The organism is Glycomyces albidus (genome assembly GCF_009451885.1).
GTDB lineage: Bacteria > Actinomycetota > Actinomycetes > Mycobacteriales > Micromonosporaceae > Glycomyces > Glycomyces albidus.
On the sequence record NZ_WIAO01000030.1, the window covers coordinates 14,059 to 26,716 of the forward strand.

Genomic DNA, 12,658 nt, shown 5'->3' on the forward strand with positions numbered 1-12,658 from the left:
TATGAAGAAAATTACGATGAACTGAGCCGCAAGTCAACGCCTAGGGAGAATAAATTTCATCGACGGTCCTCGAAGTCCCGTACTGTGGGTCGCCGCGCGGACCGGCCGCTGCGCCCGGTCCGTCTATGCTGGACACACCCCTTGTCGGCGCGAGACAGGAGCCCGTCATGCGAGCCGTCATCCAAGAGCGCTACGGAACACCCGACCTCGTCGAACTGGGCGAGCTGCCCGAACCCGTCCCCGCCGACGGCGAGGTGCTCATCAAGGTCCGGGCCGCGTCCCTCAACGGATCGGACCGCGAGAACCTCGCCGGCAGCCCCTTCTACGCGCGCCTCGGCGGGCTGCGGCGCCCCCGGAAGCCGGTGCCCGGGTCCGATGTGGCCGGCGTGGTCGCGGCGGTCGGCGCGGCCGTGACCGAGTTCGCGCCCGGCGACGAGGTGTTCGGCGAGCTGGCCGGATACCGCGGGGGCCTGGCCGAGTACGTCGCCACGCCGCCGAACCTGCTCGCCCGCAAGCCGCCGGGTCTGTCCTTCGTCGACGCCGCGGCGCTCCCGCAGGCGGGCTGCATCGCGCTCCGGGCGACCAAGGGCGTCAAGGACGGCGATGCGGTCCTGGTCAACGGCGCCGGCGGCGCCGGGGGCGCGCTCGTCGTCGGACTCGCCAAGCACTTCGGCGCCGAGGTGACGGCCGTCGACCGCGCCGACAAGGCCGACTACCTGCGGCAGATCGGCGCCGACGAGGCGATCGACTTCGAAGCGGAGGACTGGGCCGAGCGCCGCGGCCGCTACGACCGGATCATCGACCTGATCGCCCACCGCTCGCCGTACCGCGTGCAGCGGGCGCTGCGTCCCGGCGGCGCCTACCTCATGGTCGGCGGCCGCACACGGATCCTGCTGGCGACGCTCATCGCGGGGCCGACCGCCGGTTGGCGCGCCGGGAAGCGGGTCAGGGTCCTGGCCGTGCCGCAGTCGCGCGCCCATCTGGAGGAGGTGACCGCGCTGGTGCTCGACGGCGCCGCCGCGCCGGTCGTCGACCGGGTCTACCCGCTGGCCGAGGCGCCGGCGGCGTTCGCGCGGATCGCGGCCGGCGACAATCGGGGGAAGGTCGTCGTCGAGGTTCCGTGAGACCGCTAGGCTGGGGGGCGCTGAACCCGATGGGGGGCAAGGAGAGGTGATGGCGGACGACCGGATCGCGATCGTGTGGAACCCGGCGAAGACCGCACGCGACGACCTCAGGAAGGCGCTGCCGCCCACCGACGCGGCGCTCTCGTGGCACGAGACGAGCCCCGACGACCCCGGCCGCAGCGCCGCCGACGCGGCCCTCGATGCGGGCGCCGAGGCGGTCGTCGCGGTCGGCGGGGACGGGACCGTCCGCGCCGTCGCCGAGCGGCTCGCCGAGCGCGGGGCCAGGGCCGAGCTCGGGATCGTCCCGCAGGGCACCGGCAACCTCCTCGCCAGGAATCTCGGCATCCCCTTGAACAACCCCGCGAACGCGCTCGAGCGGGCCTTCCATGGCGAGTCGCGGCCGATCGACCTCGGCTGGGTCGAGGCCGAGATCGACGGCGAACCGGTCCGCTGCGCGTTCGCCGTCATGGCCGGCTTCGGGATCGACGCGCACATGATCGCCGAGACCGACGAGGACCTCAAGAGCCGGGTCGGCTGGCTGGCCTATGTGGAGTCGCTGGGGCGGGCCGTGAACGCCACGCAGGTGGTCGACATCGGTCTCGCCGTCGACGGCGGCGAGGCCGTGCGCACCGCCGGGCACACGCTCCTGGTCGGCAACTGCGGGACGCTCCAGGGCGGCATCCGCCTGCTCCCCGACGCCGATCCGGCGGACGGCGAGCTCGACCTGCTGCTGCTCAGCGCCGACGGCATCGGCCAGTGGCTCGACACGCTCCGGTCGTTCGTGTGGGACAACGGGGTCCGGCGCCTCCTCACCGGCCGGGACCGCGCCGCCAGCGCCGACACCGCCGAACACGCGCGGGCGCGGCGGGTGGAGGTCGAGCTGTCGCAGCCGCTGGTGCTGGAGATCGACGGCGACGACCTCGGCGAGACTTCGGCGTTCACGGCCGAGGTCCGGCCGGGCGCGGTCCGCGTCCGCTAGCGGCCGGGCGCGGCGACCGAGGCGCGGGAGACGAACTCGGTCGGGAGGTTCAGCTCGGCACCGCCGGCGTCGCCCCCGATCGCGCCGATGAGCTTCGCGACGGCCCGCTCGCCCATGTCGCCCCAGGAGCACCGGACGGTGGAGAGCGCCGGCGCGGACAGGTCGGCGCCGAAGATGTCGTCGAAGCCGATGAGACTGAGGTCCCGCGGCACCGCCACGCCGTGCTCCAGGCACGCGCCGAGCAGGCCGAGCGCGACGAGGTCGTTGTAGGCGAGCACGGCGGTGACGTCGGCGGCCATCACGGCGGCGAACGCCTCGGTGCCGCCCTCGCGGGTCGGCGCGGAGGACTGGATCTCCACGATGGACATGCCGCGGTCCACCGCGAGGTCGTGCGCGGTCACCCAGCGCATCCCGTTCATCCAGGACGCCTCGGGGCCGGCGAGGTAGGCGATGCGGCGGTGGCCGAGCCCGTGGAGCAGGTCGACCGCCTCGACCATGCCCGGCTGCACGTCCGGGGCGACCGAGGGCACGCCCGGGACCGGCCGGTTGACCGCGACGAGCGGCTTCACGGCGGCCAGCTCCTGGATCTGGGCGTCCTCGAGGCGCGAGGCCACCAGGAGCAGTCCGTCGACGGCGATCTGGAGGCGCTCGGCCGTCGAGCGCTCGAGCTCGGCGGACTCCTGCGAGTCGGCGAAGATGAGCATGGTGTCGTGCTCGCGGGCGATCCGCTCGGCGCCGCGCACCAGGTCGAAGTAGACCGGGTTGGTGAGGTCGGAGACGAGCAGGCCGAGCGTCCCGGTCTTGCCCGTCGGGAGCGCGCGGGCCATCGGATTGGTGCGGTAGCCCAGGTCGGCGGCGGCCTCGCGGATGCGCTGCTCGGTGCTGGCGCTGACGCGGCCGGGCTGGTTCAGCGCCCGGGACACCGTGGAGGGGTTGACGCCCGTGATCCGGGCGATGTCGTAGATGGTCGCGGGAACCTTGCCTTTCGGCGCCGGACGGCCTTTGTCACCCACGCCTCCCCCTTCGGATCGTCGATCGCCTCGCATGGGTGTGGATCACCGTCCGGGCAAGCTGATCATAGGAGTTTATTTCACGTTCACTGCCCGTCGGGTCGCGCACACCCGCTCAGACGATACTCAGTTGCCCCCGCCCTCCGCACCCCCGAGACTGTGGACATGCAGACCAGTGAACTCGGCGACGCCCTCGACCGCGAACTCGACCGGCTCGCGGCCGAACGCGACTTCTCCGGCTCGGTCCTCATCACGCGGGCCGGACGGACGGTCTACGAGGCGCACCGCGGCCTCGCCGACCGCGCCTGGGGCGCACCGATCGGCGACCGCACCCGGTTCGCGCTCGGATCGGTCACCAAGATCTTCACCGCCGTCGCCGTCCTCGACCTCGTCGCCGAGGGGCGCCTGGCGCTCGACACCGCCGTCGCATCGGTCCTGCCGCCCGAGCGGCGGCCGAGCACGCTCCGGGACGACGTGACCGTCCGGCACCTGCTGACGCACACCTCCGGCATCGCCGACTACTTCGAGGAGGAGACCGCCACCGACGCGTGGGTCGAGGAGTTCGCGGCCCTGTGGCGGGACCTCCCGGTCTACCGCGTCGTCGAACCGGTCCACTACCTCCCGCTGTTCGCGTCCCTCGCGCCCTACCGCGCACCGGGCGAGCGGTTCCAGTACTCCAACGCGGGGTTCATCCTGCTGGGCCTGGTCGTCGAGGACGTCGCCGGCACCGACTACGCCACCGCGGTCGGCGACCGGGTCTTCTCCCCCGCCGGCATGGACCGGAGCGGGCTCTTCGCCGCCGACCAGGTCCGGCCCGACGTCGCGACCGGATACCTGCGGCCCTCCGCGCCCGGCGAGCCGTGGCGCACCAACGTGTTCGCCACGCCCTCGGTCGGCGCACCGGACGGCGGCGCGTTCTCCTCCGCCCGCGACCTCGACCGCTTCCTGACCGCTTACGCGGCAGGGGAACTCGTCAAGCCCGACCTCCTGGAGCAGGCGCTGCGCCCGCACGTGCACGTCGGCAGGTCCACCTCGATGGGGCTCGGGGTCTTCCTGTTCGGCGAGGGCGAGCGGCGCGCGTACGGCGCCGAAGGCGCCGATCCCGGCGCCGAGGCGCTCATCCGGCGCTATCCCGGGCTCGACGTGAACACCGTCGTCCTCAGCAACGTCAACGGCTCGGCGTGGACGGTGGACGAGGCCGTCCGAGCGGCCGTCAAGCGCTGACCCGGCCGCGCCCGGTCTCGGCGCGTCACGGGCTGATGCGCCGCGCCAGTTCAGGATCGAGCGGGTAGACCCGCTCGGGCGGCAGCATCCGCTGCGCCCGCGCGGCGCCGCCGCCGCGGACCAGCTCGGCGGCCTTGCGGACCTGCGGCGTGAGATCGGTCAGCCCGACCACCCACTCCTCGGCGAAGGTGCGGATCAGGTGCCGGCCGACGCCGACCTGGATGCTGTAGTGGTTGAGCGCCGCGCCGCGGACCGAGCGCTCGGGGTCCCATTGGACGTGCACGGCCGCCGCCGCGAGCGCCGCCGGGTCGCCGGTGGTGGGCACCGCGTGCGCGAGGGCCGCCTCCCAGCCCTCGCGGGTGATCCGCACGGCGAGGATCCGCTCCTGCCCGGGCTTGCGGGCCCAGTTGCTGCGGTGCATGAGCCACAGGAACGACGGCTTGATCCACGTCATCCGGTTGAACGAGAACGGCGCGGTGAACCGTCCGGCCCGCAGCGCCGCGTCGGCGATCGCGGGCGGGAACGCCTGGTACATCACGACGGTGCGGGCGTCGAAGTCGGCGCGGACCTCGTACTGGGACGGCATGCACCGCAGCGTGCCACCGAACCGTCCGCGCCGCAAACCCGTTTCCGCCAGGCGTTGTGCGGCGGTTGTGCGCGCCGTGTTCCCCGCAGATGCCGTCACTGTGCGCGATGACGCGAGTATCGATCCGTAGGTTCCACACCTCAAGGAGGAATGCCAGTGAAACCCTTCGCCAGAAGGCTCGCAGGGCTCGCGGCCGGCGCCGCGTTCGCTCTCGCCGCCGTCGGATTCTCTGCCACCCAGGCCGGCGCCGAGCCGGCCGGGGCGACCGCCGACATCGGCGCCCAGAGCAACTGCAACCACGCCTGGTCGATCCTGGACGGCCGGCTCGGCTCGACCACCGGGAACGGCGTCAACATCCGCACCGGGCCCCACAACACCAACCCGGCGTGCACCATCGTCGGCCAGGCCCAGGCGTCGCACACGCTCCAGTACGACTGCTGGGTCTCGGGCACCGGCGGCACCTGGTCGCACGTGTACGACTACAACACCGGAGTCCAGGGCTGGATCAAGGACAGCCTGCTCGTCGGCAACGGGGCGAACGTCCACTGCTGATCTGACCGCTGGATTCAGTGCGCTCCGCGCCCGGGCCTCGTCGAGGCCCGGGCGCCTCCCCGTTCAGAGGCTCGGGAACCGACTGTCGGCGAACGGCTGCTCGTCGCGCAATATGGACACATAGAGGCGCTGGAGCGCCTGTCCGGGCTCGATGCCGAGTTCCTCGTTCAACCGCAGCCGGTGGATCTCGTACGCCTTCAGCGCCTCGGCCGCCCTGCCGCTCAGTTGGAGTGCGGACATGTACAGGTACAGCAATTGCTGCCGGTACGGTTTCGAGGCGACGAGTTCGGAGAGTTCGCCGATGATCACGTCGGACCGCCCGAGACGCAGTTGCCAGGACGCGCGCGATTCGATCGCGATGTAGCGCGATTCCTCGAGCCGGTGCGAAGACGCTTCGAAGACCTTTCCGGTGAGGCCCATCAGGGCCGGTCCGGTCCACACCGCGAGTGCGTCGTCCATGGTCCGCACGGCCCCTTCGAGATCTGCGGCATCGGCCTGCGCCCTGGCCCGCTGCGACAGGGCCGTGAAGGCGCAGCAGTCGCAGTGCACCTGGTCGGAGGGGATCCGGTAGCCCTGCGCCACAGTCTGAATCGGATCGTGTCCGTGTCCCTTGAGTACCCTGCGAAGCGAGGCGACGCGATTGCGGACCTGCCGCCGCGCGGTCGACGGGGGCGAGTCGTCCCACAGCGCCTCCACGATGCGCTCGACCGAGACGGCCGTTCCGTCTCCGAGCAGCAGCAGGGCCAGGATCTTCGGATACGTCAGTCCGCGGATCTCCACCGGTTCGCCTTGATGCCGCGCCTCAAAGGGACCTAGCAACCGAAACTCCACCCATGCTCCCAGTGTGGCTCAGATTGGATATTCCCTGGCTCTGCGTACGAATTCTAAGCGAACCGGAAGATCATTTCTGTCCTCGAATCCGCGTAATTCATTGCATTGGAGCGCAACGGTTCCGGGGGTTGTCAGTGGGTCTCGAGGGACGCCCGGGAGGTGGGACCGGGGCACTCGGTCTTGCGCTCCCGGAGGCGCCGGTGCTACGTTGGAAACGTTTCCGTCATGGAATCGTTTCCATAGCTCCGCTTTCGTGAAGGCGGAGGCACCTGCAACGGCAGACCCGCAACGACAGAGAGGTGGGACAGGTGGCCACGATCAAAGACGTCGCGGCGCGGGCCGGAGTCGCCGTCGGCACGGCATCCCGGGTCCTGAGCGGCAGCCCCCAGACGTCCCCGGACTCGCGCCGCCGCGTGCTCGCGGCCGCGGCCGAACTCGGCTACATCGCGAACGGCCCGGCCCGCTCCCTGCGCCGCGCCCGCACCGACGTGCTCGGGCTGCTCGTCTCCGACATCCGCAGCCCGTTCTTCTCCGAACTCGCCCACGCGGCCGAGCAGGAGGCGCGCGCCCACGGCTACACCGTGATCCTCGCGAACGCCAACGAGGACGCAGCGCAGGCCGACGCCGTGCTCGACGTCTTCGCGGCGCAGCGCATCGACGGGCTCCTGCTGTCCCCGCAGGGCCCCAAGACGCCCCGCCTCGAGGCGCTGATCGCCGCGAACCTGCCGATCGTCCTGCTCAACCGGTCGATCGACGGCGTGGACGCGCCCCTCTACGGCACGGACAACGCCGGCGGCGTCGCCCAGGCCCTCGCCTGGCTCCAGCGGCGCGGGCACCGCGACGTCGCCTTCATCGGCGGCCCGGAGAGCTTCTCCACCGGCGCCGAGCGCCACGACGCGTACCTGGCCGGGCGCGAAGCGCACGGCATCAGCACCGATGACGCGCTCATCGACGCCGGCGACTTCCTCGCCGACGGCGCCGAAGCGGCGATGCGCCGCATTCTCGACCGCGGTGTCACGCCCACGGCCGTGTTCGGCGCCAACGGCCAGACGACCCTCGGCGCCATGCGGGCCGTGCGCGAGCGCCTCGGCGCCGAAGCGGCCTCGCGCATCGAGTTCGTCTCCTTCGACGACGTCGAATGGTTCGCGTTCATGTCTCCGCCCGTGAGCGCCGTCCGCAACGACGCCACGGGCATCGGCCGCGCCGGCGTCCGCGGCCTCCTCAGCCTCATCGGCGGCGGCACCGCCGCCTCCGAGCGCATCCCGACGACGTTCGTCGACCGCTCCGAAGGCGCGGCGGCATGAGCGCCAGGGCATCCGGGCCCGCTGGTCGCGGCACGCCGCCGCACCGCGCGGCGACGCCGCCCGCGCCGGCCGGCCCCGGCCCGGACCGGCGTGTACCGGCGGCGGTCGACGCCGGGAGCCGATCGAGCGCTCCTTCGACCGGTACTGAAACCCGCCCAGGTGGCCGCCGGGCCGCTCGCGTCCTCGTCGTCGGCAGCGTCAACATCGACGACGCCGTGCGGGTCCCGCGCTTCCCCGGTCCCGGCGAGACGTTGAGCGCCCGCTCGGCGGACACCGCGCTCGGCGGCAAGGGCGCGAACCAGGCCGTCGCCGCCGCCCGCGCCGGGGCGGACGTGCGCATGGTCGGCGCGGTCGGGACGCGGGACGGCGGCGCGATGCTCGCCGCACTCGACGCCGACGGCATCGACACCGGCGGTGTCGCCCGCCTGGACGGGACGCCGTCAGGGCGCGCCTTCGTGTTCATCGACGACGCGGCCGAGAACTCGATCGTCGTCCTGCCCGGAGCCAACCACGCGATTCCCGAAGCGGCCGTGAGGGAAGCGTGCCTCGCGCTGCGTCCCGGCGACGTGGTCCTGCTCCAGAACGAGATCCCGGCCGCGACGTCGCGGCTCGCCGCGGCACTGGCCCGCGAAGCGGGCGCGGCGGTCGTCTGGAATGCGGCCCCCGCACCTGAGACGGCCGAGGAGCTGGTGCCCGGGCACGACCTCCTCCTGGTCAACGAGCACGAGCTGATGCAGGTCGCCAGGCTGCACGGCGTCACCGCCGCTGCCCGATCCGCCGCGGGAACCGACGCGCTGCTGCACGGCGTCGCCCGAGCGACGGGCGCCGACGTCATCTGCACCCTCGGTGCCGCGGGCGCGGCCTACCGGGTCGGCGGCGAGACCGGCCTCGCGCCGGCGCGCCGGGTCGAGGCCGTCGACACCACGGCGGCCGGGGACACCTTCGCCGGGTACTTCGCCGCACTCGCCGGTCTGCCGCTGCGCGAGCGGCTCCGGCGCGCCCTGGACGCCGCCTCGCTCGCGGTCACCAGGCCCGGAGCCTCGCCGTCGATCCCCGCGAAGGCCGAGGTCGAATCCCTCTCCGCGGGCCCGGATTCCGCGGCGTCCTCCGGTACCGCCAGGGCCGCGACTGATGCGCTCGCCGAGCGCGCCGGCGCCGCCGGGCCGCACCCCGCGCAGGCCGGCGCCGAACCACCCGACCGGCGCGCGGCCGCTCCGCCGACCGTCGGCAGCGCCCTTCCGCCGCAACCGAACCCGACCGAAAGGAACACCGCCCGATGAGGATCGCGCTCGGAGCCGACCACGCCGGCTTCCCCATGAAGGACACCGTCCGCCAGGTCATCGAAGGCCTGGGGCACGAGGTCCTCGACTGCGGGACCGACGGCACCGACCCCGTCGACTTCCCCGACATCACGCAGGCCACCTGCGGTCCGGTCCTCGACGGGCGCGCCGACCGCGCGATCCTCGTGTGCGGCACCGGCCAAGGCGCGGTCATGGCCGCCAACAAGCTCCCCGGCATCCGCTGCGGACTCGCCCACGAGCCGTACTCCGCGCACCAGGCCGTCGAGCACGACGACGCGAACGCCATCGCCATGGGCGCCTGGCTCGTCCCGCACGCGCTCGTCCCCGACATCGTGCGCGAGTTCCTCGACGCCGTGTTCGACGACGACGAGGACACCCGCCGCCGAGTCGCCAAGCTCAACGCCCTCGACTGACCCGGAACCGTCCACTCTCAACCGATCAAAGGAGATCCCCGTGTCCCAGACGGCAACCGCCCCCATACGCAGCCCCCTCGGTTCGAAGGACCGCGTCAAGACCGCCATCGCCGCGGCCGCCGGCACGAGCGTCGAGAACTACGACTTCATCGCCTACGGCACGGCCGCCGCACTCTACTTCGGCACCGTCTTCTTCCCCTCCGACGACCCGCTCACGAGCACGCTCCTCGCGTTCGCGACCCTCGCCGTCGGATTCGTCATGCGCCCGCTCGGCGGCGCGATCGGCGGCTACCTCGGCGACCGCTACGGCCGCAAGCCGGTCCTCGTCGGCGCCATGATCGTCATGGGCGCCGCGACCTTCGCCATCGGCCTCATGCCGACGTACGCGCAGATCGGCGCCGCCGCGCCGATCATCCTCACCGTGGTCCGCATGATCCAGGGCCTCGCGTTCGGCGCCGAATGGGGCGGCGCGATCACCATGGCGTACGAGCACGCACCATGGCACCGCCGCGGCATGTTCGCCGCGATCCCGCAGTCGGGCAACCCGCTCGGCATCGCGCTCGCCAGCGGCATGTTCGCCTGGAGCGCGACACTCGAAGGCGACTGGCAGTGGCGCACGCCGTTCCTGTTCAGCGCCGTGCTCGTCATCGTCGCGCTGATCGTGCGCTCGCGCCTGTCCGAGTCCCCGGAGTTCCAGGAGGCGCAGGCGACCGGGAAGACCGAGAAGAACCCGTTCCTCGCGACGCTGCGCGACGACTGGCGCGGCATCCTGCGCGTCATCGCCCTGCGCGTGGTCGAGTCCTTCGCGTACTACTCGACGGCCACCTACCTGCTGAACTACATCTCAGAGCGGGACCCGGAGCTGCGGCCGGTCGCGCTCGGCGCGATCACGGCCGCGAGCATCACGGCGATCGCGGTGACGTTCCTGGCCGGCAGCCTCACCGACCGGATCGGCAGGCGCCCTGTGTACATCGCCGGGTGCATCGCGGCGGCGCTGTTCGCGTTCCCCATGTACCTGCTGACGAACGACGGTGAACCGGTGCTCGTCGTGACGGTGTTCATCATCGGCATCGGCGTCATCCACGCCTCCCTCACGGGCGCGCAGGGGTCGCTCCTCACCGAGCAGTTCCGCACCGCGACCCGCACCTCCGGCGCCTCGCTCGGCTACCAGGTCGCGGCGGCCCTGGGCGGCTTCGCGCCGCTCCTGGCGGCCGCGCTCGTGGGCCGGTTCGGCTGGCCCGGCGCGTCGGTGCTGTACCTCGCCGCGGCGCTGGTGGGTCTGGTCGGCATCCTGCTGACCAGGGAGACCTGGGGCCGGGACGAGCGCGCCCGGGTGAACGCGCTCGTCGAGGCCGCCCGGTTAGGGCGATCGGTCGACGGGGCGGAGCCGTGCGGCTCCGCCCCCTCACTGCTTCGCGATCCAGGCTTCGAGTCCGTCGGCGAGGCTCGCCTCCTCGGCGACCCGCCGCCGCTCGTCCTCGTCCAGTCCGGGCAGGAGCGCTTCGAGTCCGGCCTTGAGGTCGGGGATGCGCTCGCGTTCACCGAGGGCCACGGCGAGTTCGATGAGGACGGCGTGCGCGGTCGCGCGGTCGACCGCGGCCGCGTCGCCGTGGCGGCGCAGCGCGGAGGTGACGGTCCGGAACGCGGCCTTGTCGTCGTTCTTGAACTCGCGGAAGATGCGGGCGTTGTCGAGGGCCCGCTGGAGCGGCGGCAGCGACCTGTCACCGCCGTACTCGAGTTCCATGGGCTCGTCGCGCTGGACGAACAGGATGCTGTTCCCGTTGGGGTCCATGAGGGTGAAGCGGGAGGCGCCGGGCCGGTACCTGGTGATGCGCGGCAGGCCCTTGGCGAGGACCTTCCCGTGCGCCGCGCGCATCGCCGCGGTGAAGTGGGCGTGGTAGGCGGCGACGTCGTCGACGAAGACCAGGCAGCCGCCCGCGTCCTCGTTCGCCGGGTCGGTGCCCTTGGGCGTCTTGCCGTAGTGCAGCGCGAAGCCGCTCAGCTCGAACACCAGGTAGAGGTAGGGCCGGTACTGCTCGTAGGTCACCGCGAACCCCAGGGACTTGAAGAAGGCGGTGGTCTCCTCGCCGGAAGCGCAGGGAAGCAGGGGGACGGTGGTCTCGTTCGGGGTCATGCTCATGCGGTCTCCTTCTCGGGTGTCCCGGGAAGGCTAGACGAGATTTCGGCGCACCGCCTATGAAACAGTTTCTATTGCAGCCCAAGGTGAAAGCGCATCGTGGTGCCGTCCGGCCCGGTGTGGGTCCGCAGCAGGTCCACGACATGGTTGACCAGCAGGAGGCCGCCGCCCTGCGAGTAGTCGTCGACCGGGCGGCGCCCGACGAGCGGGTCGGTGATGTGCCCGGCGTCGCTGACCTCGCAGACGAGCAGGTCGCCGTCGGTCCAGATCCGGAGCAGGGCCGAGCCGCCGCCGTAGCGGACGCTGTTGGTGACCAGCTCGGTCACGGCGATCTCGAGGTCGACGAGCCGGTTCGCGGAGAGCCCGGCGTTGCGGCCGTAGGAGGCGGTGAACCAGCGGGCGTTGTCGATCGAGTCGCGGTCCACGCCGCGTTCGACGGCGTGCTTCGGCGGGGGCGGGAGCGGGCGGTTGTAGGTCTCGATGATCCGCTCGGGGTCGTAGTGGGCGCTGTCGCGGCGGCCCTTGCCGTCGATCAGGACCGGGTGCGTGGCGAGGGAGTCGGCGATCGCGCGGTCGTCGAGGGCGTCGACGTCGTAGGGGCACAGGATGGCGACGTCGCGGCCGGCGAAGGCGAGGTTGATGAGCGCCTCGTGCTGGGCGCACGCGGGGTATTCGATGTCGCTGCGGGTGCCCCAGATCGGCTCGCCGATGATGCTGACGCGCCGGTCGGGGTGCCGGTCGGCGAAGTCGCGGAGCACGCCGGGGATGATGCGCCCGGGGTTGGCGCCCTCCTTGGTCATGTCGAGCATGAGGACGCGTTCACCGGAGGCGCCCAGGGCGTCGCGGAGGAGTTCGAGGTTGGGTCCGGGCACCGAGACGGCTACCGGCTCGTCGGCCGCGAGCGCCGCCTCGATGAACGGCACGGTGCCGGCGAGGTATTCGGCGGGCCCGGAGTAGTACAGCGCAGGGTGGTAGAACGGTTCGTCCCCTGCATTTCCAGTCCCTGCTCCCAAGCCTGGTCTCCTCCGAAGCGTCCGAGATTGGTCGCACAAGTATAAGAGGGCCCGCAAAGGCGTTTGCAGGTGTCCCGTGGCACATGGGCGACTCGGACTCAATAGTGCCACAGACTGATTACTCTAAATCACCGTCCTCTCGTCCGGAAAAGTATTGTGATGTGCATCACAAACGGGTTTATTA

12 protein-coding genes are annotated in these 12,658 nt (G+C 72.0%); 8 read left to right on the forward strand and 4 right to left on the reverse strand.

All coding sequences use genetic code 11. The features are described 5' to 3' along the window. The first annotated feature begins 167 nt into the window (after window positions 1-167). Entirely contained in the window at window positions 168-1,124 is a 957-nt protein-coding gene (locus tag GFD30_RS20120) for an NAD(P)-dependent alcohol dehydrogenase (RefSeq protein WP_194202032.1), read from the forward strand. Between the two features lie 49 nt (window positions 1,125-1,173). After that, on the forward strand, window positions 1,174-2,103 hold the full coding sequence (locus tag GFD30_RS20125) for a diacylglycerol/lipid kinase family protein (protein ID WP_153026976.1): 930 nt from the start codon (window positions 1,174-1,176) through the stop codon (window positions 2,101-2,103). Here the strand turns inward: GFD30_RS20125 and GFD30_RS20130 are convergent. Then, window positions 2,100-3,116 (reverse strand): LacI family DNA-binding transcriptional regulator, encoded by a 1,017-nt coding sequence (locus GFD30_RS20130; RefSeq protein ID WP_194202033.1) that lies wholly within the window; start codon window positions 3,114-3,116, stop codon window positions 2,100-2,102. The two genes, GFD30_RS20125 and GFD30_RS20130, sit on opposite strands and share 4 nt — an antisense overlap. A gap of 162 nt (window positions 3,117-3,278) precedes the next feature. On the opposite strand from GFD30_RS20130, the gene GFD30_RS20135 reads away from it, so the two are divergent. Beyond that, the gene (locus GFD30_RS20135) at window positions 3,279-4,337 is read left to right on the forward strand and encodes a serine hydrolase domain-containing protein (RefSeq protein ID WP_153026978.1); all 1,059 of its coding nucleotides are present in this window, start codon (window positions 3,279-3,281) and stop codon (window positions 4,335-4,337) included. Between the two features lie 25 nt (window positions 4,338-4,362). On the opposite strand, the gene GFD30_RS20140 is transcribed toward GFD30_RS20135, so the two are convergent. Further along, a complete protein-coding gene (locus tag GFD30_RS20140; RefSeq protein WP_153026979.1) occupies window positions 4,363-4,923 on the reverse strand; it encodes a DUF4291 domain-containing protein in 561 nt (186 codons plus the stop codon). Window positions 4,924-5,079: 156 nt separating this feature from the next. Here GFD30_RS20140 and GFD30_RS20145 point away from each other — a divergent pair, with 156 nt between their 5' ends. Beyond that, a complete protein-coding gene (locus GFD30_RS20145) occupies window positions 5,080-5,475 on the forward strand; it encodes an SH3 domain-containing protein (protein ID WP_194202034.1) in 396 nt (131 codons plus the stop codon). Window positions 5,476-5,538: 63 nt separating this feature from the next. On the opposite strand, the gene GFD30_RS20150 is transcribed toward GFD30_RS20145, so the two are convergent. Further along, the gene (locus tag GFD30_RS20150) at window positions 5,539-6,255 is read right to left on the reverse strand and encodes an AfsR/SARP family transcriptional regulator (protein ID WP_153026981.1); all 717 of its coding nucleotides are present in this window, start codon (window positions 6,253-6,255) and stop codon (window positions 5,539-5,541) included. A gap of 359 nt (window positions 6,256-6,614) precedes the next feature. Between GFD30_RS20150 and GFD30_RS20155 the strand changes: the two genes are divergently transcribed. The 4 genes from GFD30_RS20155 to GFD30_RS27200 are packed head-to-tail and all read left to right on the forward strand — an operon-like array spanning window position 6,615 to window position 11,524. Further along, window positions 6,615-7,610 carry a LacI family DNA-binding transcriptional regulator gene (locus tag GFD30_RS20155; protein ID WP_153026982.1) on the forward strand — a complete coding sequence of 332 codons (996 nt, stop codon included), beginning with the start codon at window positions 6,615-6,617 and terminating at the stop codon, window positions 7,608-7,610. Next, window positions 7,607-8,890 carry a ribokinase gene (locus tag GFD30_RS20160; RefSeq protein WP_153026983.1) on the forward strand — a complete coding sequence of 428 codons (1,284 nt, stop codon included), beginning with the start codon at window positions 7,607-7,609 and terminating at the stop codon, window positions 8,888-8,890. The genes GFD30_RS20155 and GFD30_RS20160 overlap by 4 nt, the downstream gene beginning before the upstream one ends. Continuing rightward, on the forward strand, window positions 8,887-9,324 hold the full coding sequence (locus tag GFD30_RS20165) for an RpiB/LacA/LacB family sugar-phosphate isomerase (RefSeq protein ID WP_153026984.1): 438 nt from the start codon (window positions 8,887-8,889) through the stop codon (window positions 9,322-9,324). Before GFD30_RS20160 ends, GFD30_RS20165 begins: the two co-directional genes overlap by 4 nt. A gap of 40 nt (window positions 9,325-9,364) precedes the next feature. Beyond that, on the forward strand, window positions 9,365-11,524 hold the full coding sequence (locus tag GFD30_RS27200) for an MFS transporter (RefSeq protein ID WP_322633449.1): 2,160 nt from the start codon (window positions 9,365-9,367) through the stop codon (window positions 11,522-11,524). Window positions 11,525-11,532: 8 nt separating this feature from the next. Here GFD30_RS27200 and GFD30_RS20175 read toward each other — a convergent pair whose 3' ends face one another. Then, on the reverse strand, window positions 11,533-12,474 hold the full coding sequence (locus tag GFD30_RS20175; protein ID WP_153026985.1) for an anti-sigma factor RsbA family regulatory protein: 942 nt from the start codon (window positions 12,472-12,474) through the stop codon (window positions 11,533-11,535). Between the last annotated feature and the right edge of the window lie 184 nt (window positions 12,475-12,658).

Coding starts and splice junctions, on each gene's coding strand:
- GFD30_RS20160 (WP_153026983.1), top strand. CDS start 7,607: ATGAGCGCCAGGGCATCCGGGCCCGCTGGTCGCGGCACGCCGCCGCAC.
- GFD30_RS20120 (WP_194202032.1), top strand. CDS start 168: ATGCGAGCCGTCATCCAAGAGCGCTACGGAACACCCGACCTCGTCGAA.
- GFD30_RS20125 (WP_153026976.1), top strand. CDS start 1,174: ATGGCGGACGACCGGATCGCGATCGTGTGGAACCCGGCGAAGACCGCA.
- GFD30_RS20140 (WP_153026979.1), bottom strand. CDS start 4,923: ATGCCGTCCCAGTACGAGGTCCGCGCCGACTTCGACGCCCGCACCGTC.
- GFD30_RS20135 (WP_153026978.1), top strand. CDS start 3,279: ATGCAGACCAGTGAACTCGGCGACGCCCTCGACCGCGAACTCGACCGG.
- GFD30_RS20165 (WP_153026984.1), top strand. CDS start 8,887: ATGAGGATCGCGCTCGGAGCCGACCACGCCGGCTTCCCCATGAAGGAC.